18 protein-coding genes, 1 other RNA gene and 2 pseudogenes are annotated in these 23123 nt (G+C 66.5%); 6 read left to right on the forward strand and 15 right to left on the reverse strand.

Features of this window, described 5'->3' with window-relative positions:
- Positions 1-192: 192 nt before the first annotated feature.
- The 10 genes and pseudogenes from KRR38_RS13135 to KRR38_RS13180 all read right to left on the reverse strand — a co-directional run bounded on the left by KRR38_RS13135 (position 193) and on the right by KRR38_RS13180 (position 15230).
- Complete coding sequence (locus KRR38_RS13135) at positions 193-1401, reverse strand: CmpA/NrtA family ABC transporter substrate-binding protein (RefSeq protein ID WP_217402148.1); 1209 nt, start codon at positions 1399-1401, stop codon at positions 193-195.
- Positions 1401-1979, reverse strand: coding sequence for an ANTAR domain-containing response regulator (locus KRR38_RS13140; protein WP_217402149.1), 579 nt, complete (start codon positions 1977-1979; stop codon positions 1401-1403). Before KRR38_RS13140 ends, KRR38_RS13135 begins: the two co-directional genes overlap by 1 nt.
- 48 nt (positions 1980-2027) lie before the next feature.
- Positions 2028-3482, reverse strand: coding sequence for an efflux transporter outer membrane subunit (locus KRR38_RS13145; RefSeq protein WP_217402150.1), 1455 nt, complete (start codon positions 3480-3482; stop codon positions 2028-2030).
- 10 nt (positions 3483-3492) lie between these two features.
- Positions 3493-6680: pseudogene (locus KRR38_RS13150) on the reverse strand (efflux RND transporter permease subunit).
- 166 nt (positions 6681-6846) lie between these two features.
- The gene (locus tag KRR38_RS13155) at positions 6847-8118 is read right to left on the reverse strand and encodes an efflux RND transporter periplasmic adaptor subunit (RefSeq protein WP_217402151.1); all 1272 of its coding nucleotides are present in this window, start codon (positions 8116-8118) and stop codon (positions 6847-6849) included.
- Positions 8115-8519 (reverse strand): hypothetical protein, encoded by a 405-nt coding sequence (locus KRR38_RS13160; protein WP_217402152.1) that lies wholly within the window; start codon positions 8517-8519, stop codon positions 8115-8117. Before KRR38_RS13160 ends, KRR38_RS13155 begins: the two co-directional genes overlap by 4 nt.
- 466 nt (positions 8520-8985) lie before the next feature.
- The gene (locus tag KRR38_RS13165; RefSeq protein ID WP_217402154.1) at positions 8986-9594 is read right to left on the reverse strand and encodes a TetR/AcrR family transcriptional regulator; all 609 of its coding nucleotides are present in this window, start codon (positions 9592-9594) and stop codon (positions 8986-8988) included.
- A 160-nt stretch (positions 9595-9754) separates the two neighbouring features.
- Positions 9755-12748, reverse strand: a pseudogene (locus tag KRR38_RS13170) (efflux RND transporter permease subunit); the annotation flags it as partial.
- Positions 12745-13806 carry an efflux RND transporter periplasmic adaptor subunit gene (locus KRR38_RS13175; protein ID WP_217402156.1) on the reverse strand — a complete coding sequence of 354 codons (1062 nt, stop codon included), beginning with the start codon at positions 13804-13806 and terminating at the stop codon, positions 12745-12747. The gene KRR38_RS13175 and the pseudogene KRR38_RS13170, both read right to left, overlap by 4 nt.
- A complete protein-coding gene (locus KRR38_RS13180) occupies positions 13806-15230 on the reverse strand; it encodes an efflux transporter outer membrane subunit (protein WP_217402158.1) in 1425 nt (474 codons plus the stop codon). The genes KRR38_RS13175 and KRR38_RS13180 overlap by 1 nt, the downstream gene beginning before the upstream one ends.
- A gap of 160 nt (positions 15231-15390) precedes the next feature.
- Here KRR38_RS13180 and KRR38_RS13185 point away from each other — a divergent pair, with 160 nt between their 5' ends.
- Positions 15391-16014 carry a TetR/AcrR family transcriptional regulator gene (locus KRR38_RS13185; RefSeq protein WP_217402160.1) on the forward strand — a complete coding sequence of 208 codons (624 nt, stop codon included), beginning with the start codon at positions 15391-15393 and terminating at the stop codon, positions 16012-16014.
- 86 nt (positions 16015-16100) lie between these two features.
- The gene (locus KRR38_RS13190) at positions 16101-16307 is read left to right on the forward strand and encodes a hypothetical protein (protein WP_217402162.1); all 207 of its coding nucleotides are present in this window, start codon (positions 16101-16103) and stop codon (positions 16305-16307) included.
- 54 nt (positions 16308-16361) lie between these two features.
- Here the strand turns inward: KRR38_RS13190 and KRR38_RS13195 are convergent, their stop codons facing one another.
- Positions 16362-17153 carry a TorF family putative porin gene (locus tag KRR38_RS13195; protein ID WP_217402164.1) on the reverse strand — a complete coding sequence of 264 codons (792 nt, stop codon included), beginning with the start codon at positions 17151-17153 and terminating at the stop codon, positions 16362-16364.
- Between the two features lie 241 nt (positions 17154-17394).
- Here KRR38_RS13195 and KRR38_RS13200 point away from each other — a divergent pair, with 241 nt between their 5' ends.
- The gene (locus tag KRR38_RS13200; RefSeq protein ID WP_217402166.1) at positions 17395-18192 is read left to right on the forward strand and encodes a metallophosphoesterase; all 798 of its coding nucleotides are present in this window, start codon (positions 17395-17397) and stop codon (positions 18190-18192) included.
- An 11-nt stretch (positions 18193-18203) separates the two neighbouring features.
- On the opposite strand, the gene rnpB is transcribed toward KRR38_RS13200, so the two are convergent.
- The 4 genes from rnpB to KRR38_RS13220 form a co-directional block, all read right to left on the reverse strand.
- Positions 18204-18631: RNase P RNA component class A (gene rnpB, locus KRR38_RS13205), an RNA gene on the reverse strand.
- An 18-nt stretch (positions 18632-18649) separates the two neighbouring features.
- Positions 18650-19372 carry an N-acetylmuramoyl-L-alanine amidase gene (locus KRR38_RS13210; RefSeq protein ID WP_217402168.1) on the reverse strand — a complete coding sequence of 241 codons (723 nt, stop codon included), beginning with the start codon at positions 19370-19372 and terminating at the stop codon, positions 18650-18652.
- A 13-nt stretch (positions 19373-19385) separates the two neighbouring features.
- Positions 19386-20027, reverse strand: a complete 642-nt coding sequence (locus KRR38_RS13215; RefSeq protein ID WP_217402170.1) for a histidine phosphotransferase family protein — start codon at positions 20025-20027, stop codon at positions 19386-19388.
- A gap of 31 nt (positions 20028-20058) precedes the next feature.
- Positions 20059-20454, reverse strand: coding sequence for a M67 family metallopeptidase (locus KRR38_RS13220; RefSeq protein WP_217402172.1), 396 nt, complete (start codon positions 20452-20454; stop codon positions 20059-20061).
- A 15-nt stretch (positions 20455-20469) separates the two neighbouring features.
- Between KRR38_RS13220 and KRR38_RS13225 the strand changes: the two genes are divergently transcribed.
- The 3 genes from KRR38_RS13225 (at position 20470) to KRR38_RS13235 (ending at position 23110) form a co-directional block, all read left to right on the forward strand.
- On the forward strand, positions 20470-21417 hold the full coding sequence (locus tag KRR38_RS13225) for an RluA family pseudouridine synthase (protein ID WP_217402174.1): 948 nt from the start codon (positions 20470-20472) through the stop codon (positions 21415-21417).
- A 115-nt stretch (positions 21418-21532) separates the two neighbouring features.
- Positions 21533-22429: an RNA polymerase sigma factor RpoH gene (rpoH, locus tag KRR38_RS13230; protein WP_217407254.1), complete on the forward strand. Its 897-nt coding sequence runs from the start codon at positions 21533-21535 to the stop codon at positions 22427-22429.
- A 180-nt stretch (positions 22430-22609) separates the two neighbouring features.
- Positions 22610-23110 carry a nitroreductase/quinone reductase family protein gene (locus KRR38_RS13235; RefSeq protein WP_217402176.1) on the forward strand — a complete coding sequence of 167 codons (501 nt, stop codon included), beginning with the start codon at positions 22610-22612 and terminating at the stop codon, positions 23108-23110.
- Positions 23111-23123: the final 13 nt, after the last annotated feature.

The raw sequence follows: 23123 nt of genomic DNA on the forward strand, positions 1-23123 counted from the left end.
AAGCCGCCTCGACTTGGGTCCCTGGAGGGAGCCAGTTCGGGCGGCGACGTTGCCACGCAATGTTTCAGTGAAGCCGATTGGCGCTCTGGGCCGCCCGTCCTTGGGCGGCGGCCGGACCGGCTGCTGCGCAAGAGCTAACCGATTCGCTCAGTCTCGGTAAAGTTATTTTTTGCGATGCAGCATGAACGGGTGTCAGCCGAGGTCGGCGATGTAGTCGGCAAGATGCGTCGGATCGAACACCCGACCATCAAAAAAGCCATTGCTTTCCAAGGTCATCGTACCTTGCTGCGTGGACACCGAAGTCTTCTGGTTGAGGCTGCCTTCGACCTTGGAACTGGCGCCCGGAAGCGGCTCGCCGGTGCCGATTAGTGCACTGCGGTATATGTCCGGCCGGAACACGCGACCCGCTTTTGCAGCATCCGCCGAATCGAAGGCTATCCCATCCCAGCGTGCCATCTGGGTGTAGAGCCACTGCGCCTGACTGACCCACGGGAAGTTGGCCGCCTCACGATATTGGAACATAAAATCGGGAAAATGAACCAATTCGTCCCCACGCACCAGCAGCAAACGATCGGAGATGGCGCGCCGGATCAACACCGGGTCGCCGTCGAGATATTCGGCGCGCGCGAGGATCGCGGCGTTCTTTTCCCAGTTCGCCGGATCGACGAAATGTTTGCCCGCACGGCACATGGCGCGGATCAGCCGCTCCACCGCACCGCGCTTCTCGTTGAGGACCGGCTCGCGCAGCGCGAGAACCTTCTCGACGCCTCGACGCCAGATCTGCGCAGTCGCCAGCACGATCTGCCCCGCCCCGCGCTCGACCGCGACGCTGTTCCACGGCTCGCCGACGCAGATGCCGTCGACCTCGCCCGATTCCAGCGCATCCGCGCAAAACGGCGGCGGCACGGTGGTGATCTCGACGTCGCGGTCCGGCCTGATCCCGCAGGCGGCGAGCCAATAGCGCAACATGTAGTTGTGGCTCGAATAGCGATGTACCACGCCGAAACGCAGGGGATTTCCAGCGCTTGCCCGCTCGCGCACCACCTCGGCCAGCGCCGCGCCCACCTTGGCCGGATCGCCCAGTTTTCCCTTTGTGCCCACGCGTTCGGCGATGTCGGTGTGCAAGGTGATCGCATTGCCGTTGAGCCCCAGAACGAAAGGCACCGACAGCGGCTGCGCCGGTCGCCCGCGCCCCAGCGTGGTCGCAATGGCGAGCGGGGCAACCATGTGCGCAGCGTCGCTGTGGCCATAGAGCAGCCGGTCGAGCACCGTCGCCCAGGACACATCCTTGACGAGGTTCAGCGACAGCCCTTCGTCCTCGGCGAAGCCGTGTTCGCGCGCCAGGATCGGCAGGCAACCGTCGACCAAGGGCAAGAAACCGATCGTCAGCTCCTCGGCCATCACTTCCCTCCCATGAGCTTGTGCGCCGTTACGATCGCATCGGCGATCTCGGCTATCTTTCGCCCTTGATCCATCGCGGCCTTGCGCATTTCGGCATAGGCCTTGGGCTCGGGAAGCCCACGGCTGTCCATGAGGATGCGCTTGGCCTTGTCGATCGTCTCCCGCTCGGCCAGCGCGCCGCGCGCCTCGGCGAGATCGGACTGGAGCCGCGCAAAGGCGTTGAACCGCCGCACAGCAACGTCGATCAGCGGCTTGATCCGCCCCGCCGCGAGCCCGTCGACGACATAGGCCGAGACACCGGCATCGATCGAGGCGGCGATCGATTCGTCGTCGCTCTCGTCGACGAACATCGCGATCGGCCGGGCTAGTGCGCGGCTCACAGCGAAATATTCCTCGAGCACGTCGCGCGAGGGGTTGCCGAGGTCCATAAGGACGATGTCCGGGGCAATCTCGCCAATCCGCGCGACCAGCCCGCGCCGCTCGGTCACGACGAAGATCTCGCAATCGTCGAGCGATGCGAGACCTTCCTGGATTACCGAGGCGCGTGCGGCGCTTTCATCGACGATGGCGATGCGCATCGCCTCTTGTGCAGTGCAGCGAACCCATTTGGCAAGGGGTAGGCTCGATCAGAGCCGGGCATCGGAGAGAACTGCGGGCTTGACCTCGACCACGTCCGCCGACCTCCAGCTGCCGCCGAGCGTGCGGAACAGCTCCACCTGGGCGAAAGCGACCGCGCGCGTGGCTTCGGCGAGATCTGCGTCGGACCGCGCCAGCGTGCGCTGCGCGTCGAGCACCGAAAGGAAGTCGATCTGTCCCTGGCGCTGGCGAGCGAGGCTGATCCGCGCCGCGGCATCGGCGGCGTCTCGCGCCGAAGACAGCGTCGCCTTGCGGAGCAGCGCATTGCGATAGGCGGAGAGCGCAGTCTCGGTCTCACCCAGCGCGCGCAGCACGGTACCGTCGAAGCTCGCAAGATCGGCCTGGGCATCGGCCCGCGCGCCGCCGATCCGGGCACGAATCGCTTCCTGGTTGGGGAATGCCCAGCTAATCAGCGGCCCGAGCAGCCAGCGGAACGGGCCTCCCGAGAATATATCGGTCGAGCCTATCGCCGTCGCGCCGATCGATCCGCCCAAGGTGATCCGCGGATAGAGATCGGCCGTGGCCACGCCGATCCGCGCGGTATCGGCCGCGAGCCGGCGCTCCGCCGCGCGGACGTCGGGACGCCGCGACAGCAGGATACGGCCGTCGCCGATCGGGATCGGCTGGCCAACATCGGGCGTGGTCGTGCGCGTCTTGGCATCGGCGGGCAGGTCCTGCGGCGTGCGGCCGGTCAGCAGCGCAAGGCGGAACAGCGCCGCGTCGCGGTCGGCGGTCAGCGAGGGGATCGCCGCCTGCTCCTGCTCGCGGAGCTGGGTGACGCGGATGACATCTAGCTGCTGCGACAGCCCGCGATCGAACCGCGCCTGGGTGATGCGCACCGAACCGTCGAGCAATTCGATCGTGCGCTTCGCGACGGCCAGCCGCTCGGCTGAAGAGGTCGCGTCGACATAGGCCTGGACCGTGTCGGCGACGACGGTGACGCGCACCGCATCGGCATCCTCCTGCGCGGCCGAGAGATCGGCGCGCGAGGCCTCGACCCCACGCTTGACCCGACCGAACAGGTCGAGCTCGTAACCGATCTCGATCCCGCCATCGACGGTGCGGAACTGGCGATCGGCGCCGGGCAGAACCTGGCTCGACGGCACGCGGCCATAGGTGCCCGAAGCGGAGATATTCGTCTGCGGCAGGGCTTCCGAACGCGCGCCGCGGAGCGAAGCCCGTGCCCGCTCGATCCGCGCCACGGCGACGCGGATGTCGGTATTGGCCGCCAGGGCATCGGCGACGAGCTTGTCGAGCACCGGGTCGCGGTAGAGCTGCCACCAGTCGCTGGCGGGCTCGGCGGCGGCGACCGAAGCGTCGCCCGCACCAAGGAATGGCCCGCTCGCGGTCGGCGGCGGTGTGGCGGCGACGTAGTTGGGGCCTACCGCGCAGCCGGTGAGGCTGGAAGCGGCGAGCAGCGACAGGATGAAGTTACGGGTCTTCATGGCCTTTGTCCTATTCGGCCGGCTGCAGCATGGGGTCGGCGGAGCCGCGACGGCGGAGCGTGCGGAGCCGGTCGGCCAGATTGCGGCAGACGACGTAGAAAGTGGGCGTGAACAGCAGGCCGAAGGCGGTGACACCGGCCATGCCGAAGAACACCGCTGTGCCCAACGCCTGGCGCAGCTCGGCGCCGGCCCCCTCGGCGATCACGAGCGGCACGGCGCCGAGGATGAAGGCGAAGGACGTCATCAGGATCGGCCGCAGGCGGGTGCGCGCGGCATAGACCGCGGCCTCGATTGGCGACATGCCGCGTTCCTCCTCGGCCTGCTTGGCGAATTCGACCACGAGGATCGCGTTCTTGGCCGCGAGCGCGATCAGCACGACCAGCCCGATCTGCGTCAGGATGTTGTTGTCCATGCCGCGCAGGTTGACCCCGGCCATGGCCGCGAACAGGCACATCGGCACGATCAGGATGATCGACAGCGGCAGGGTCAGGCTTTCGTACTGCGCCGCGAGGACGAGGAAGACGAACAGCACGGCCATGCCGAAGACGATCCCGGCGGTGTTGCCCGCCGACGCCTGCTGGAAGGCGATGCCGGTCCACTCATGGGCATAGCCTGAAGGCAGCGAGGCGTCGGCGAGCTTCTCCATCGTCGTCAACGCCTGGCCCGAGGAGTACCCGGGGGCGACGTTGCCGTCGATCTCCACTGCAGGGAGCAGGTTGTAGCGGACCACGCGGTAGGGGCCGGTCTTGTCCTGGAAGGTCGCGACCGAGCCGATCGGCACCATGGCGCCCGAGTTCGACCGCGTCTTCAGGTTGGCGATATCGGCGATCGAGCCGCGATAGGGCGCATCGGCCTGCGCGGTGACGCGATAGGTGCGGCCAAGCAGGTTGAAATCATTGACGAAAGTCGATCCCAGATAGACCTGCAGCGCCTCGAACACACGCTCTGGCGGCACGCCCAGCAGATTGGCCTTGCTCCGATCGACGTCGGCGAAGACGCGCGGCGTGTTAAGGTTGAACAGGGTATAGACCTGGCTCAGCCCCTTCTCCTGGTTGGCCTTGGCGAGGAAGGCGCCGGCGGTCTTGGCGAGTTCACTGTAGCCGCGGCCCTCGCGGTCCTCGAGGATCATGCGGTAGCCGCCTGGAGGCACGATGCCGTTGATCGTCGGCGGCGGCAGCAGATAGATCTGTGCTTTGTCGTAGCCGGCAAGCGCCTTGTGCGCCTCGGCCATGATCTGGTCATAGGTCACGCCTTCCTTCTGGCGCTCGGCGAAGCTCTTGAACGGGAAGTAGATCGCGGCGGCATCGGGCGAGGCGGTGCGCGAGGGACCGTGCAGGCCGGCGAACATGACCGCCCCGCGGATGCCCTTGATCGGCAGCAGCTTCTGCGCGATCTCGCGCGTCACCTCGTCGGTGCGCTCCAGCGAGGAGCCCGCGGGCAGGAACGCGGCGGCGAGGAAATAGCCCTGGTCCTGCTGGGGCACGAAGCCGCCCGGCGTCGCCCAGAACATACCGAGCGTCGCGGCGATGAGGCCCGCATAGGTCAGCAGCATTCTCTTCGGGCGCATCAGCAACCGGCGGGTCAGCCGGGCATAGCCGTGGCTGAGCTTCTCGAAGCCGTCGTTGAAGCGCTCGGCGCCGCGCGCGGCGATCTGGCGCCAGCGCGGCAGATCGGCGATCTCCTGGCCGCCGTGGCGCGGACGCAGCAGGATCGCGGCGAGCGCCGGCGACAGCGTCAGCGAGAGCACGAGCGAGATCACCGTCGCGGTCGAGATCGTCACCGCGAACTGCTTGTAGAAGGCGCCCGAGATGCCGCTGATGAACAGCGTCGGCACGAAGACCGCGCAGAGCACGAGGACGATGGCGACGAGCGCGCCCGAGACCTCGTCCATCGAGGTGCGTGCGGCTTCGAGCGGGCTCAGCCCCTCCTCGATATAGCGCTCGACGTTCTCGACCACGACGATCGCGTCGTCGACGACGATGCCGATCGCCAGCACCAGCCCGAACAAGGATAGGTTGTTGAGCGAGTAACCGAGCGCCGCGAGCATCACCGCCGTGCCGATCAGCGAGACCGGGATGGCGATGATCGGGATGACCGCCGCGCGCCAGTTCTGCAGGAACACGAGGATGACGAGAACGACGAGGATCATCGCCTCGAACAGCGTGTGGTAGACGGCGTCGATCGACTGGCCGATGAATTCGGTCGGGTTGTAGATGACGCTGTATTCGAGGCCCTTGGGGAACTTGGTGGCCAGCGAGTCCATCTCGGCGCGGACCTTCTGGGCGGCGTCGAGCGCGTTCGAGCCCGGACGCTGCAGCACCGCGATGACCACGGTCGGCTTGCCCGAGAGATAGGTGTTGATGTTGTAGTCCTGCGCGCCGAGCTCGACCCGGGCGACGTCGCGGACGCGAACCTGGCGGCCGCTGGCATCGGTGCGAATGACGATGTCGGCGAACTGCTGCGGATCGTTGAGCCGGCCTTGGAGCTCGACCCCGACCTGATAGGCATTGCCCTGGTTGTAAGGCGGCTGACCGAGCGCACCGGCGGAAACCTGCACGTTCTGCGCGCGCAGCGCCGCCAGGATCTCGCCCGCGGTCAGGTCTAGCGCGGCGGCGCGGCCCGGATCGATCCAGATGCGCATGCCGTAGTCGCGCGAGCCGAACAGGGTGACGTCACCGACGCCGTCGATCCGCGACAGACGGTCGCGCACCTGGGTCAGCGCATAGTTCGACAGGTAATTGCGGTCGAAAGTGCCGTCGGGCGACTGCAGGTTCACGACCATCAGGAAGTCGGGCGAGGTCTTGCGCGTGACGACGCCGAAGCGCTGCACTTCCTCAGGCAGGCGGGGGTCGCCACGGCGACGCGGTTCTGGACGAGCACCTGGGCGGCATCAAGGTCGGTGCCGATCTTGAAAGTGACGGTGATCGTCACCTTGCCGTCGCCGGTCGACTGCGAGCTCATGTAGAGCATGTCGTCGACGCCGTTGATCTCCTGCTCGATCGGCGCGGCCACGGTTTCGGCAACGGTCTCGGCCGAAGCACCCGGATATTGGGCAACGACGGTCACCGTCGGCGGGACGATGTCGGGATACTGGCTGATCGGCAGGCCGACGAAAGCCAGCGCGCCGACGATGGTGATGATCACCGCGATGACGCCGGCGAAGATCGGCCGGTCGATGAAGAAGCGCGAAAGTCGCATGGGGTGCCCCCTTTCTGGGGTGGTGTCCGATTGAGGCGGGACCGCGCCTGTCAAAATATCCTCGTCATTCCGCAGGCGCAGAACCCCATCCCCCGCCGGTTCGGTGGCGGGAATGGGCGGGAGATGGGTTCCCGCTCTCGCGGGAATGACTACGTTCTTCGTTAGGTCAGTTGGCCAGGGTCGCCTGGGCAGCGCTCGGCGCAGAAACACCGGGCGCCACGGCCCGCGCCGGCGCCGCGACGATCTTGCCTTGCTTGACCAGCACCTTGCTGCCCGGCGCGGCCGCCTGGTAGTTCGAGATCACGACGCTGTCCCCGGTGGCGAGGCCCGCGCGGACGACGCGCAGGCCATCGACCAGCGGCCCGAGTTCGACCGGCTTGGCCGAAACCGTGCCGTCCTTGGCGACGACATAGACGAGCTTGCGCGCCTGGTCGGACTGGACCGCGGCATCAGGCACGAGCAGTGCCTTGACCGTGCCGCCGCTCGCCAGCCGCATGTTGCCAAACATGCCGGGCGTGAGAAACCCTTGCGGATTGGCGAAGGCGGCGCGGATCCGGATCGTGCCCGAGCGCGGATCGAGCCCGTTGTCGGTGAAATCGAGCGCGCCCTTCCAGCGGTAGTCGGCCTCGTCCTGCAGTCGGACTTCGACCTCGCCGCCGGCCCGCTTCGCCGCGGCATCGCGCTGCGCCTTGAGGTAGAGCGCTTCGGAAGCGTCGAACGTGAAGTAGATCGGGTCCATCGCATTGACCGTGGTCAGCAGCGTCGCACCCGCCCCACCCTCGCCCGACACCAGATTGCCGATGTCGATGCGCCGGTCGGAAACGCGGCCCGAAATCGGCGCGCGGACGGTGGTGAACTCGACGTCGAGCGCACGCTGCTGGACGCGCGCCTGCGCTGCGGCGAGCGCGGCGGAGGCGGCGCGGACCTTGGCGCGCAGGCTGTCGACCTCGCTCGCCGAAACTGCCTCGTCGCCGGTCAGACCGGCCACGCGCCCAGCGTCGGAACGGGCGAGCGCCAGCGCGCTGTTGGCCGAGGCCACTTCGGCGCGGGCCTCGGCGAGCGCGGCCAGATAGGGACGCGGATCGACGGTGAACAGCGCCTGCCCCTTCTGGACGACATCGCCGTCGCGGAAGTGGATCGCGGTGATCGCGCCCGAGACGCGTGGGCGGATTTCCACCGTCTGGCTCGGAGCGAAACGGCCGACGTAGTCATCCCACTGGTTGACTTCGCGCAGCAGCGGATGCGCGATCTGGACCGTCGCCGGCGGCATGGCCGCCGCTTCGACGGGCCGGTCGAGCACCTTCCAGCCGATGCCGACCACCGCCACCAGCGCGATCGCCGCGATCACACCCTTGCGCCGCGTCAAACGGGGTCGGGGTGCCGGCTCGACATGGACCGCCTCAATCGCATCCGCTTCGAGATTGACGTGGGCATTCATGCGTAAGTCCTTTGGGTAAGCTTGGGGGCGCCGCCGATCGTGTCGATCACGCGGCTGATCTGGATTTCGCTGAAGCCGGCCTTCTTGGCCGCGGCGATGACCGAGGTGCGGACGTGCCAGCCGTAGTGGCGCGCCTCGACGGCGAGGCGGCGGAGCGCTTCCAGCCGATCGTTCGCCAAGGTCCGTGCGGGAGGCTGCGGGCCAAGCACGATACGGCCGAGCAAGCTGCGCTTGGGCTGGGGCTGCAGCGTGTCGAGCCCATCGTGGTGCGACAGCTCGAGTACGCGCGCTTCGAGCGGCGAGAATGCGCTCGCGTGGTCGGCGACCAGCTTGTCGAGCTGTGGGACGGAACGGTTCAGCGCTGGCGCCGCCGCGGTTTCGGAAAAGTCGATGAAAGCCATGGGCCTGCTCCAAATCTATGCCCGGACGCGGCCGTTGGGCGCGCGTCCGGGGACCCGGCGGGAGGGGGGGGTGGGTCCGCCGGGTAAAGCCAAAGACGCAGCCGTCAGCACTCCCCGCAGCGATACAGGGACGGCGACTCCGTCGGTTCGGGAATGTCAGAAGGGCACTGCCTGAAAGGCCGCCCTCAAAGGTTTAGCGGGTCATCCCGCCGGTCGGACAGAGTTTCATCGATCCTCCTTCGTCACTTTGGCGTCAGCGAAGCCGATGCCCTCATTTCTATACTGATCGGTATATATTGCGATGCAATAACCGTCAAGCCTATTTCTGTACCACCCGGTAAGTTTGTTCGGCAGGTCCCTCTTTCAAGGGGTGAATGGCCGATTAATGAAATTTTTTTGGGGCCACTCCGCCAAGACGAGACAGGCAGCCAAAGTGTGACATCACACGCTTGAAGTCACGGCGGCGTCAGGCGCTAGGCCACATCGCCAGCGTGGTATCGACGATGCGGCCGAGCACGTCGCGACAGGCGCCAGCACTGGCCTTGACCGACATGCCCTGGAGCACCGTGGTCAGATAACTCGCCAGGGCTTCGGGATCGGCATGCTCGGGCAGGTCGCCCTCGTCGCGCGCGCGTTGCAGCCGGCGCACCAGCGCGGCTTCGGACGAAGCACGACGGGCGATGACCTCGGTGCGGATCGACTCGGCCTCGGCCCCGCAAACCACGGTGCTGATGACGCTGAGGCAGCCCTGCGGATCGCTCTCCCCGCACTGGATCGCAAGGCCCCCGCGCAGCAGCCGCTCGGCGACACCGCGCGCGGTATCGGCTTCGAGCGCAGTGCTCGTATAGCAGAGCTTCTCACGCTCGTAGAGATCGAGCGCCGAGCGAAACAGCGATTCCTTGTTGCCGAAACAGGCGTAGAGGCTGGGCTTGGTGATGCCCATGGCCTCTGTCAGCTCGGCCATCGAGGCGCTTTCGTAGCCGCGTTGCCAGAAGACGCGCAGCGCAGCCGCAAGGGCTTCGTCCGAATCGAACTCGCGCGGTCTGCCGCGGCTCGGGGTTGCTGAACATTCCATACCGGTCGGTATATAGGTGTAGTGGGTGCCGTCGTCCAGTCCCTAGGACGAAGCGGGTTGTTCCCCCCGGCAACGGATCGTCATCGCCCGGCCGGCGCGGGTTCACCAGCCGCGCGAGCTTGGGCCGGATGCGCAGTTCGAAGCGGTCGATGATCTCGTAGATTACCGGCACGAGGAACAGCGACAGCGCGGTCGAGGTCAGCATGCCGCCGATCACCGCCACCGCCATCGGCTGGCGCGACTCCGATCCTTCGCTGACGGCAAAGGCAGTGGGCAGCATACCCGCGATCATCGCCACCGAGGTCATGACGATCGGCCGGGTGCGCTGGGCGCAGGCCTCGATCAGCGCGTCGCGCATCGAGGCACCGGCGCGCTCGTGCTCGATCGCGAACTCGACGAGCAGGATCGAGTTCTTGGCGCAGAGGCCCATGAGCATGAGAAAACCAATGAACACCGGCAGCTCAAGCGCGAAGCCGCCGAGCTTGAGCGCGGCGAAGGCGCCGACCATCGACAGCGGCAGCGCGCCCATGATGACCACGGGCTTGAAGAAGCCGCGGAAGAGCAAGACCAGCACGGTAAAGGTCAGGCCGATGCCCGCGACCAGCGCGAGGATGAAACCGACGAACAGCTCGCCGAGCTGCTGGTTGACGCCCTGGTTGGCCTCGTGAATGCCTGGCGGCAGGTGGCGCATCGCGGGCAGCTTGCGCACGTCCTGCAAGGCCGAGCCGATCACCGCGCCGACCGCGAGATCGGCATCGACCGCAACCCGGCGCTCGCGGTCGAAGCGCACGATCTTGCCCGGCCCCGACTGGAAGCGGAAATCAGCGACGCTGGACAGCGGCGTGGTCTTGCCGTCGAGCGTCGGGACGCGCAGCTGGGCGATCGTGTCGAGATCGTAGCGTGCGCTTTCGGGCAGCCGCACGCGGATCGGCAGGCGCTGCTCGCCGGCCGAGTACTTGGCGACCGCGGCGTCGATGTCGCCGATCGTCGCGATCCGCAGGACATTGGCCAGCGCCTGGCTGTCGACGCCCAGCCGCGCCGCCTCGGCGGGTCGCGGCGTGACGATGAGTTCGGGTCCGGGAGCCGAAGGGCTCGGCCGCGGGTCGGCGACCGACGCGACCGAACGCATCTCGCGCAGCAGTTGCATCTGCACGCGTTCGAGCGCGGCGCCGTCCTGCCCGGCGAGCACGACGCTCACCGCGGCCTGGCCGAAATTGCCCTGATTGTAGAACCGGGCCTCGGGAATGGCGCGCAGCTTCGGGCCGATCATCGCCTGGAACTGCTCGGACGTCTGCGAACGCTTGTGCTTGAGCACCACGGTCAGCGTGCCGTCGCCGATGTCCGAGCCGCCGCCTATCGCGCCAAACGAGCTCGCGTTCGACCCCACTTGGGCGAAGACCGCGTCGACGTCCGGCTGCTTCAGGATCATCTGCGTGGCCTTCTGCACGGCCGCGCTCATGCCTTCGCGCGTGGCGCCCGGGGGGCCTTCCATCGCGATGTAGATGTAATTGCGGTTGGGCACGGCCTGGAAGCCGATCGGCAGGGTCGCGCCCAACGCCAGCGCCACCACGAACAGCCCGCCGCCAATCAGCGTGCACTTGAACGGCCGCTCCAGCGCCCAATCGAGCAGGCGCTGGTGGAGGGGGTGGATTCCACCGCCGACGCCGAAGCCGGCGCGGTTCTCGTGCGGGGTCAGGAAATAGGCCGCCATCAGCGGCGTCAACAGCCGCGCGACGATCAGCGAGAAGGTCACCGCGGCGGCGACCGTCAGGCCGAATTCCTTGAAGAACTGCCCCACCTCTCCCGGGATTGCCGAAACCGGCGCGAAGACGGCGATGATCGTCGCAGTCGTGGCGATGACCGCCAGGCCGATCGAATCGGCACCGACCAGCGCGGCGCGGTAGGGCGATTCCCCACGCTCGATACGCTTCTCGATATTCTCGATCTCGACGATCGCGTCGTCGACGAGAATGCCGATGACCAGCGTCAGCGCCAGCAGGGTCAAGCCGTTCAGGCTAAAGCCCATCGCCGCCATGAAGATGAAGGTCGGGATCAACGACATCGGCATGGCCGTCGCGGCGATCGCGGTGGCGCGCCAGTCGCGCAGGAACAGGTAGACGACGACGATGGCCAGCACGATGCCCTCGACCAGCACGTCGAGCGTCGCGGCGAAAGCGGCGCGGGTCTGATCGGCGGTCGAGACGATGCGGGTGAAGGTTACGCCGGGATGGTCATGCGCGAGTTGGGCGATGCCAGCTTTGACCCCGTTGTCGACCGTGACGTCGGAGGCGTTGCTCGTCTTCGAGATCTGGATCGCCACGGTCGGGCGCCCGTTGAGCCGGGCGAAGCCGCGGACCTCGCCTTGCCCGTCGCCGACTTCGGCGATGTCGGACAGCCGCACGTAGCGCCCCTGGACCGGGATCGTCAGGTTGCGGATCGCCGCGACATCCGTTGCCGAGCCGAGAACGCGGATCGTCTGCTCAACCGCGCCGACCGTGGCGCGACCACCGGGGTTGTCGCTATGGAACGCGGCGAGCGCGGCGTTGACCTGGGCCGCGTTGATATCGAGCGCAGCCATGCGCTGCGGATCGAGGATGACGTCGATCTCGCGGCTCGCCCCACCGATCCGCGACACCTGAGCCACGCCGTTCTGCGCCTGCAGCACGCGGGCGACGTCGTTGTCGACGAACCAGGCGAGCTGGGTATCGCCCATCTGCGGTGCGCTGACCGCGTAGGTCATCACCGGCGCGCTATCGAGATCGAGCCGCTGCACCGAAGGGGGATCGATGCCCGAAGGCAGCTGCACCCGCGTCCGCTCGACGATCGTTCGCACGTCATCGACCGCTTTCTGGATGTCGGTGCCGAGCTCGAATTCCAGTGTCGTGTTCGACGATCCGGTGGTGACCGTCGAGCTGACGTTCTTGATCCCGGCGACGCCCGTCAGCGCGTTCTCCAGCGGACGGGTGATCTGGTTCTCCATCTCGGTCGGCGCCGCGCCGCTTTGCGTGACGGTGACCGTGACGATCGGCAGCTGGACGTTGGGGAACTGCTTGATCGGCATCCGCAGGAAGGCGACCGCGCCAGCCAGGGTCAGGATGATAAACAGCAACGAGACCGGGATCGGGTTGCGGATCGCCCAGGCGGAGATCTTCATTTGGCGACCTTCACCTTGTCGCCGTTGAGCACGAAGGCGCTACCCTTCACTGCCACGCGGCTGCCCTCGGCAAGGCCCGAGACGATCTCGACCAGCCCCTGCGCGCGGCGGCCGGTCCGCACCTTGACATTGCGGACGCGGTCGTTGCCGTCGATCAGCGTAACCGAGGCGCCATCGGCGTCGAAATGGACCGCCGCTTCGGGCACGGCGAGCAGCGAGAAATTGCGCGTGAACCGCGCCTCGGCGAAACCGCCCTGGCGCAACTCGGGATCGTTCGGCAGCGCGATCCGGGCAATAGTGGCTCCGGTCTGCGGATCGACGCGCATGCCGATCAGCCGCACATGCCCGGCGAGCTTGCGGCCCGAGGCGAGCACGACCTCGGCCGGATCGCCGATCGCAACCGTGCCGATGTCGCTTTCGGGCAGCTCGGCATAGAGCTCGATCTCACTGTCGCGCGCCATTCGGAACATCGCGGTTCCGGCGGCGGAGGTATCGCCCGGCCGGACGGTACGCTCCAGGATCACACCGCCGGCCGGCGCGCGGATCTGCAGGTGCGCCTGCCGGGTCAGCAGGTCGTTGAGCTGCGCGCGGCTGGCCGCGACTGCGGCGCGGCCGGTACGCGCGGCGAAGCGGCGCGTCTCGATCGCCTCCTTCGACAGCACACCCTGGTTGTCCAGCCCTTCGACGCGTCCGGCCTGGGCGACGGCTTGCTCGGCTGCGACCTGCTGCTGCGCCAAGGTGGCGCGAACCTGATCGATCTGCGAGCGCAGCAAGCTGTCGTCGAGCACCGCCAGAACCTCGCCCGCGCGCACGCGCTGGCCTTCCTCGACGAGCACGCGCGAAACGCGGAAGCCGCTGAGATCGGCGGCGACGGCCATCTCCTCGCGCGGCAGCAGCCGGCCCGAAGCGGTCAGTGCCCCGGCGACGTCGTGCCGCGCGGCTACCGCAGCGGTGACGGTCTGCGGCGGCATCTCCTCGCGGCCCGCGGTCTTCTTGCCGCATCCGGCGAGCAGCAACGCAAGAGCCAGCATAGACAGAAGGGAATGGGGACGTGGCATCAACGGGCTTCCGGGCTCGAGGGAAGTGGCGCCGACGGAGTGAGATCGGCCTGCGGATCCCAGCCCCCGCCCAATGCGCGGATCGCAGTTACAGTGTCGGAGAGCAGGCCGAACTGGGCCGTGTTAAGCGTGACGCGGTTCTGCAACCAGATGCGCTCCGCCTGCAGCAGCGTGGTGAGATCGGTCAGGCCGGCCGAATAGCCGCGCCGCGCAGTATCGAAGGCATAGCGGGCACGCTCGGTCGCCACGACGAGTTCGCCGATCCGGCGCTGGCCGGCGTCGACGCGGGTCAGCGCGTTCTCGGCCTCGCCGAACGCGGTCTGGACCGCCTGCTCATAGCCGATGACCGCCTGCTGCCCGCGCGCTTCACTGATGCGAAGCCCGGCGAGCAGGCGGGCGCGGTCGAGCACCGGCACGGCCAGCCCCGCCACCAGTGACCACAACCCCGTGCCGCCGCTATCGGTGGCGCTGAGGACGGCTCCCGGCTGGATCGAAAAACGCGGGAACAGCGCGAGCCGGTCGATCTGGACGGTCCGCGCGGCCGAGGCCAGCGCCACCTCGGCGCCACGCACGTCGGGCCGGCGCGCGAGCAGCAGGCCTGGCGTTGCCTGGGGCACCGCCGGCGGCGCGGCCAGCGATGCCGCGATCGTCAGCGTGTCGGTGGAGGCGGCAGGCTCGCCGATCAGGATCAGCAGCGAGCGCTTGGCGGCGCGCAGTTCGGCTTCGAGCCGGATCGCCTCGGCCTCGGCGCTGGCGACGTCGGCTTCGAGCCGGGCGGCGTCCTGCCCCGAAATCAGCCCGCGTTCGCGGCCGATGTCGGCCGATGTTGCCAGGTCGCGCGCAATCTGCAGCGTCTCGTTCGCGGTATCGAGCTGGACCGCGAGGAAGCGCGCCTGGAACAGCGCGGCCGCGACGTCGCCGGCCAGCGCCAGCCGCGCGCCGTAAAAGTCGAGCGCCGAGGCCTGGTAATCGAGATCGGCCTTGCCGCGAATGGCAGCGAGGCGGCCGAACAGGTCGATCTCCCAGCTTGGCGTAAAGCTCGCCTGGTAAAGCGTGTTCGCGTCTTGAGTGACGCCGTCTCCCCAGAGCCGCTTGCTGCCCTGTTCGGTCAGGCTGCCGGTCAAGTTGCCCGTAGGCAGCGTCGATGCGCGCGACTGGAGGCGGACGGCACGCGCTTCGGCGATCCTGGCGTAGGCCAGCCGCGCGGTCGTGCTACGCTCGAGCGCGGTCGTGACGAGGCTGCTGAGCTGCGGATCGTTGAAATCGGTCCACCAGTGATCGAGTGCAACAACACCCTTGTCGCCCTGCGCTGCGGGAGCCTCGAAGCCCTGCGGCAGCTGCGTATCGGCAGACGGCAGATGTACGGTCGGCGCGCAGCCGCCCAATGCGGCGGCGGTCAGCAGGAAAAGACAGCGAAGGCGCATTCTACGATCCAGCATCGCTCGACAATCGCCCTTCAACTCTCCCTCGCGAATTAACCTCGGCCCGATAAATATACAAGTCTGTTTCTTTTATTTTCGCGAGGCGCTATGCTGCCTTTCGACAAGCGTTCGCTAGGCGGCATGGGCCGCGGGAAAGGTTGGAATGGCATCGGGCGCGCGCGGCAAGGGCCGGCCCAGGCTCATCGAAGCGGCGGAGATCGACCGCGCGATCCGCGATGCCGCACTGCAACTGCTGCTGGAGCAGGGCGAAGCGACGACGATGCATGCCGTGGCTCTGGCTGCGGGCATTTCGCGCAAGTCGCTTTACGCGCGCTATCCGAACAAGACGCAGCTTGCCCTCGCGGTGATCGGCGAACTGCTGCAGGGCGCAGGCGCGCTCGAATACGACAGGAGCGGGGACGCCGAGGACCGGCTGCGGCACTATATCGAGGCAGGGCTCGAGGCGATCGCGAAACCGCAGTCCAAGGCCCTGCAAAGACTGCTCACGTTGGATCCCGACTATATCGCCGCGCTGCGCTCCGACATGCTCGATGCCACGCGCCGCATCTTCTTCGAGCCGCTGCGCATGTTGCTGAGCGATGCGCAGGCGGGCGGCGAACTTGCCATCGAGGAAGTCGACGCTACGGCGCGCGTCATCATTAGGCTGATCTTCGCCACGAGCTTCACCGATGAGCACGACGGAAAGTCCTGGATGACCTCGCCCGAGCCGGAGAACTATGCTGGCTTTCTGGCGCGGTTGGTCGCCCGCGGACTGCTAGCTCGCTAGCCTCCCGTTTTGGCACGCGGCCATCGCCGCGGTTGCCAGCACGCGCCGCCGTGCCATGCTGCATGGATGAATTGGCACGCGATTCCATGAAGGCTCATCCCGCCGCCCGCCCATTGGCCGCTGCGATCGAGGCGGCGCAGTGCGCTGTCACCCTCGTCGCCATCCTCGGTGTGCTCGGCCTGATCGCCTGCCTCGCTGGCCTGGCTTCGCTGGCCGACCTGCCCTGGATTCTCGGCGGCGCCTTCATGGGGTCCTTCGTCATGGCCGCCTTCAAGCGTACCCGCAGGACATAAAAAGCGCCCGGCGGACTGCTCCGCCGGGCCCTTTCTTTTAGTCTAAGACGCCGATCAGAAGCTCAGCTTGAGCGTGCCGACGACGGTGTCGTTCGAATAGCCGTCAATGCTACGGCCCTCGACGCCGACATACTGGCCCATGACCGACAGGTTCTTGGTGATCGCGAAAGTCGCGCCCACGTTCCAGTCGAGACCGCCCTTGTAATCGACGGTCTGGCCCGTGGCGAACTTGGGCGACAGCGCGCCGTCGGTGTAGCCGAGGTGGCCCGACAGCGAGACCGGCGTGTTCGGAATGCCGCCGCTCAGCTCGCCGTAGATATAGACGTTGTCGTCCTTACCGCCGCCGTTGAAGTTCAGCGCTTCCTGCTTCCAGGCATAGTTCACGCCCAGCTTGCCCGACACCGGACCCAGCGTCGTCGAAAGCGACGCATAGGGCTCGAAGAACTCAGCCTTGCCGACATGGCCGTTAGGATAGGCGTAGTATAGCAGGCCGACGTCGGCGGTGACGCCGCTCGCCACGGCGCCGGTCCAGCCACCGAAGATGTCGAGTTCCTGGCTGCCGTAGACGGATTCAGCCGCCGGACCGACGACCTTGAAGCTGGTCGAGGACGACCACACGCCGACATAGAGACCGCTCGAGTGGTTGACGTTGATACCGCCCTGGACTGCCGGATCGCCGCTCGACTGCGAAAGGCCGCGGAAGCGGTAGTCGGTCACGAGAGCGACGTTTCCGGTCACGGTGATCGCGCTCGGCGCGTCCGTTTCGTCGGCGAAAGCGGGCGTCGCCGCCAGAGCAGCACCGGCCAGAGCAGTAGCGGCGAGCAGGCCGCGAATGGACGTAAACATCGGTAATTCCCTCACGAAGTAGAGTTGGTCGCCCCAATCTCGCATCGCCTGGCGCCTCGTTCCGCGGGCGCATTGTTGCGATTGCGGTCTAAGGGTGGAGTCGGATGCTGCATCGCACAAGACACTTTGCAATCTTGTGTTACACAATAGCAATCTTGTGTTGCCATTCAGCAACATGGGATTCTCACACTGCTTGTGGCCCCGCCGACGCCGGCCTATGGCGTGCGCAGGGTTCTCAAAAATGCTCAAAAAGATCCGCCAGCTCTGGTCGCCCAAAGAGGTCCGGCCGCTACCCGAGGTTCCACCGGGCGAGCGCCTCTATGCGATCGGCGACATCCACGGCCGGCTGGACCTGCTGACCGCCCTCGCCGCGGAAATCGAGGCCGACGATGCCGCGCGCGGCCCGGCCGAGACCACGATCGTGCTGCTGGGCGACCTCATCGACAGGGGCCCGGCGAGCGCGGAAGTGCTCGCTTTCGCCCGCGACTGGCGGGAGCGGCGCGCGGTGCGGCTGATTTGCGGCAACCACGAAGAGAAGTTCCTGCAGAGCTTTGACGACCTGGATATCTTCCGCAATTTCCTGCGCTATGGCGGGGACGAGACGATCCTCTCCTATCCGGTCGACGCAGCGACTTTCCGCACCGCCGATTTCGCCGAGGCACAGGCCCTGATGATCGAAGCGGTGCCGGGCGCCGACATCGAATTCATCGGAAGCTTCGAGGATTTCGTCGCGATCGGCGACTACCTGTTCGTCCATGCCGGCATCCGGCCGGGCACCGCGATCGAAGCGCAAAGCCTCAAGGACCTGCGCTGGATCCGCGAGCCGTTCCTCAGCCATTCGGGCTGGCATGGGCACATGGTGGTCCACGGCCATTCGATCAGCGCCGAACCCGAAATGAACGCCAACCGCATCGGCATCGACACCGGCGCCTACATGTCGGGCCGCTTGACCGCGCTGGCGCTCGAAGGTGGACGGCGCTGGCTGATCGAGACGGCCGAGCATGACGGCGCGATCAGCGTGGCTACGCGGGAGGCCTGACAGGTCCGAAATTTGCCGGGGGACCTGTAAGCCGGGTTCTGTGACGCCTGCCGTATCCCGAAGGACAAACAGACGCCGGCAGCCATTCCTCTCGGCGACGCGTTGCCGCGCCGCTCTAGCAACCAACCCGGGCGATCAAGGGCCGAAACCGCCCCGCCCATTCTTGCAAACAGGCACGCCGCCCCTATTCGGTCTTGCTCCGGGTGGGGTTTGCCATGCCGCCACCGTTACCGGCAGCGCGGTGCGCTCTTACCGCACCCTTTCACCCTTACCTGTCCCTACTAGAATAAATCTAAAGGGGTCAGGCGGTCTGCTCTCTGTGGCACTTTCCCTAACCCCCGCTTTCGCGAGGGCCGGCGGGCGTTACCCGCCACCCTTGTTTCGTGGAGCCCGGACTTTCCTCGGCATCTTGCGATGACGCGGCTGCCCGGTCCCCCGGCGCGGCCGCCCTAGCACGTCAATCGTTGTCGTCCAACATGCCGCGATCCGACATGTCGCGCTCGAGCAGCAGTTCGAACAGGATGCCGCCGAGCTGGCCGTCGATTTCGCCCTCGATCTTGTTCGGCCGCCAGCGCCGCTCGAAGGCGCGTACGACAGCGTGGCCGTCGGCGATGTCGTAGCCGAACCGCTCGAGCGCCAGATAGAAAGCGCCGGGATTATCGTAGAGCAGGTTCATCTTGGCCTTGGGGGTCGGCAGCGCCAGCCGCAGCTTGGCGAGCCGCGGCCAGTCGAACAATTCGCCCGGATCCTCCTTGCGTGCCGGGGCGATGTCGGAATGGCCGACGACATTGGCCGGATCGATGTCGTGCCGCTCGACGATGTCGGCCAGCAGCGGCAGCAGCGCATCCATCTGCGCCTCGGGAAAGGCGCGGTAACCCCATTCGTGGCCGGGATTGACCAGTTCGATGCCGACACTCGCCGAGTTGATGTCGGTGATCCCGCGCCAATAGGATCGGCCGGCATGCCAGGCGCGCTTGTCCTCGGGCACCAGCGCGGTGACCGTGCCGTCCTCGTCGATGATGTAGTGCGCGGAGACCTTGGCTTCGGCATCGCAGAGCCGCTCGAGCGCCTCCTGCCCGGTCTGCATGCCCGTATAGTGCAGCACGACCATCGAAACGGGCAGCGCCCGCTCGTCCCAGTTGGGCGACGGTTGCTCGCGATTGACCAGCCAGCGGTTCACCACCGGATCATGCTCACACCACCGGCAGTTCCGCGCCAAGGACCAGCGCTTCGTCGCTGAGCGCCCATTGCAGATGGCCGCCGAGACTGGCCGCGAGCTCGCGCAGCATTGCCGCGGGCGCGGTGCGGCTGGCGAGTTCGCTGGCGGGCATGGACCCGTCGAGCGCGCGGCCGATGTCCTTGTCGAAAGCGATCCGCGCGCCGGCGGCGCGCACGACGATCTCGCTGACGCCTTCACGGAGTTCCGCGCCGATATCGAGCGTGCCGCCGCGCACAAGCGATTCGATGGCGATCAGCGCCAGGTTGAGCAGCGTCTTGACCGCCGGCTTGGGCAAAGCGTCGTTCGCCAGGGCCCAGTTGACCTCGATCCGGCCGTTGTTGCCGACCAGCGCATCGACCAATTGGCGCGCTTCGGCGACCGGGATCATCTCGCCGAAACCGCCGGCGGCGCCGAAGGCGAGGCGGAAGAACTTGAGCTTGTCCGCCGAGATCCGCGCGCTCTGTTCGAGCAGTTCGAAGCAGCGCTTCCGCATCTCGGGATCGCGTTCGTCGGCCAGCAGCTCGAGCCCGTTGGTCAGCGCGCCGACCGGGCTGAGCATGTCATGGCAGAGGCGCGAGCAGAGCAGGCTGGCAAGTTCGAGCGAGCTGGTGGTCATCGTGCGTTAGCTTTCCCCGTTTGATCCCCCCTTAACCATCAACCACGCAATGGGAAAGCGGCTCGAAGCCGTTAGTCGTATCGCGCCAGAAGGCGACCCCACCGCCCGCCACGATGGCCCAGGCCCGGTCGTCGCCGCTGGCATGCTCGCAATCGGTCGCCGAGGGGCGCGGGTGGCCGCTGGGATGCGAATGGTAGTAGCCGATCAGTTCGGGTCCGCCTGCCCTGGCCTCGCGGTGAACGGCGAATAGCGCGGCCGGGTCGATCTCGAAGCGCAACAGCGGTTCGGCCGCGACATTGGCCGCCGGGCGCGCCTCGGAAATCCGCCCCGATCGTCCCAAAAGCAGACCGCAGCATTCGGCGGGACCGGCACGCGCGGCTTCTGCAATAACTGTTGCAATAACATCACTTGAGACTTCGATGACCATCCCCATCTTCTATCTGTGATCCAGGGGGAAAGCATCATCGAAGGCGTGATTTCCGCCGATGGCCTGCGCCTCGACAAGGCTTTGGCCGACGCGAGCGGACTGTCGCGCGAGCGCGTCAAGGCGCTGCTCGGCGAAGGCCGGATCGCGCTCGGCGGCAAGCCGGTGAGCCAGGCCTCGCTGAAGCCCGCCCAGGGCACCGCTTTCGCGATTCGCGTTCCCGAAGCCATTCCGGCCAAAGCCGCAGCGCAGGACATTCCGCTGAGCGTCGCGTTCGAGGACGAATGGCTGATCGTGGTCGACAAGCCCGCGGGGCTCGTGGTCCATCCCGCCGCGGGCAATCTCGACGGGACGCTGGTCAACGCGCTGCTGCATCACTGCCGCGGCCAGCTTTCGGGCATCGGCGGCGTGGCGCGGCCGGGAATTGTCCACCGGATCGACAAGGACACCTCGGGGCTGCTGGTGGTCGCCAAGACCGATGCGGCACACGAGGGGCTGGCGAAGCAGTTCGCCGACCATTCGATCGAACGCGCCTATCATGCGGTGGTCGCCGGTCTGCCGGTACCGCTCGCAGGCACGATACGGGGTGCGATCGCCCGTTCGAACGTCAATCGCAAGAAGATGGCCCTGGTCGAGGATGGCCGCGGCAAGCATGCGGTCACCCACTACAAGACCCTCGAACCGCTACAGGGTGCCGCCCTGGTCGAGTGCCGGTTGGAGACCGGGCGTACACACCAGGTGCGCGTTCATATGTCGTCAATCGGCCATCCGCTATTAGGGGATCCTGTCTATGGACGTTCTCCCCCACGGCTCCGGCCGATCCTCCAAACCCTCGGGTTTCAGCGCCAGGCGCTTCATGCCGCAGAGCTCGGCTTCATTCATCCGGGCACCGGAGAAGCTGTCCGTTTCGCCAGCGAATTACCGGAAGACATGGTCACACTGATCGGAGAATTGCGGAACCGGTGAAGAACTTTCGTGTTATAAACCAAACGTGCGTGGCGGCCAGGGCAGGCGCCTTTTATAGGGCTAGCAACGGTACGCCGACTTTTAAGGAGCGGGGCAACTCGTAAGCGTGAGCGATATGGAACGTAATCTTCCTGTAGTGCCGACTTTGGGTGGTGAGCAGAGCCTCAACCGCTATCTGTCGGAAATCAAGAAGTTCCCTGTGCTTGCACCTGAGCAGGAATACATGCTCGCCAAGCGTTACTCGGAACATGGTGATCCGGAAGCGGCAGCGCAACTGGTGACGAGCCATCTGCGACTCGTGGCGAAAATCGCCATGGGCTACCGCGGCTATGGCCTGCCGGTTTCAGAGCTGATTTCCGAAGGCAACATCGGCCTGATGCAGGGCGTGAAGAAATTCGAGCCCGAGCGCGGCTTCCGCCTGGCGACCTATGCCATGTGGTGGATCAAGGCCTCGATCCAGGAGTTCATCCTGCGGTCGTGGAGCCTGGTGAAGATGGGCACCACTGCGGCGCAGAAGAAGCTGTTCTTCAACCTGCGGCGCATGAAGAAGAACCTCGACGCCTACGAAGATGCGGACCTGCATCCCGACGACGTCGCGAAGATCGCCACCACGCTCGGCGTGTCCGAGACCGAAGTGGTGAACATGAACCGGCGCATGATGCTGGGCGGCGACGCCTCGCTCAACGTCTCGTTCCGTGAGGACGGCGAAGGCCAGTGGCAGGACATGCTGCCCGACAACGGCCCGCTGCAGGACGAGCTCGTCGCGGATGCCGAAGAGACGACCATGCGCCACGCCATGCTGGTGGAAGCGATGGACAGCCTCAACGACCGCGAGAAGCAGATCTTGACCGAACGGCGGCTGATCGACGACCCCAAGACGCTCGAGGAACTGAGCCAGGTCTATCACGTCAGCCGCGAACGCGTCCGCCAGATCGAGGTTCGTGCCTTCGAGAAGCTGCAGAAGGCGATGCAGCGCATCGCCCTCGACAGGCGGCTGATCCCGGCGATGTAATCTCGCTCGTAGGGTGAAACGAATTGACCCCCGCCCCTCATCGGGCGGGGGGTTTTCTTTTGTCCGGTTTGCTTTGACGGTCATGGCTCTTGCCCGACAGCGACCGACCGGCCATCCCCGTGGACAGGCTTTACGAAGCCGGACTAGATCGGGGAAACCGTTCAGCCGAGAGGATAAAGAGTGAGCCAGCTACCCGAGATCACGCGCCCGGCCGGGACGTTCGAATGGGTCAAGGAACACCGCCGGCTCTATCTGCGCTCGGGCGGCGCGCAGGGCCATATCATGGACCTGACCGGAGCCGACGGCCATCCTTTCGGCACGCACTGCCTGATCCGCTACAAGGGCCGCAAGAGCGGCAAGACGATGATCCAGGGGCTCAGCTACGGCGACATCGGCGGCGAAGTGGTGATCTGCGCCTCGAAGGGCGGCGCCGACGACAGCCCGCAGTGGTATCACAACATCCGCGCCGCCGAGACGGTCGACTTCCAGATCGCTACCCAGGCCTTCCGCGCCTCATGGCGCGAGCCCGAGGGCGCCGAGCGCGAAAAGGTCTGGGCCTTCATGGTCGACAGCTTCCCGTTCTACGGCGTCTATCAGACGCGCACGACCCGCGTGATCCCGCTTATCATGATGAAGGCCATCGAGCCCATCGCGGTGTTCAGCGAAGCCGATCTGTCATGATCTTCAGGGCCTG

This window comes from Novosphingobium sp. G106 (genome assembly GCF_019075875.1).
In the GTDB taxonomy this organism is placed as follows: Bacteria; Pseudomonadota; Alphaproteobacteria; order Sphingomonadales; family Sphingomonadaceae; genus Novosphingobium.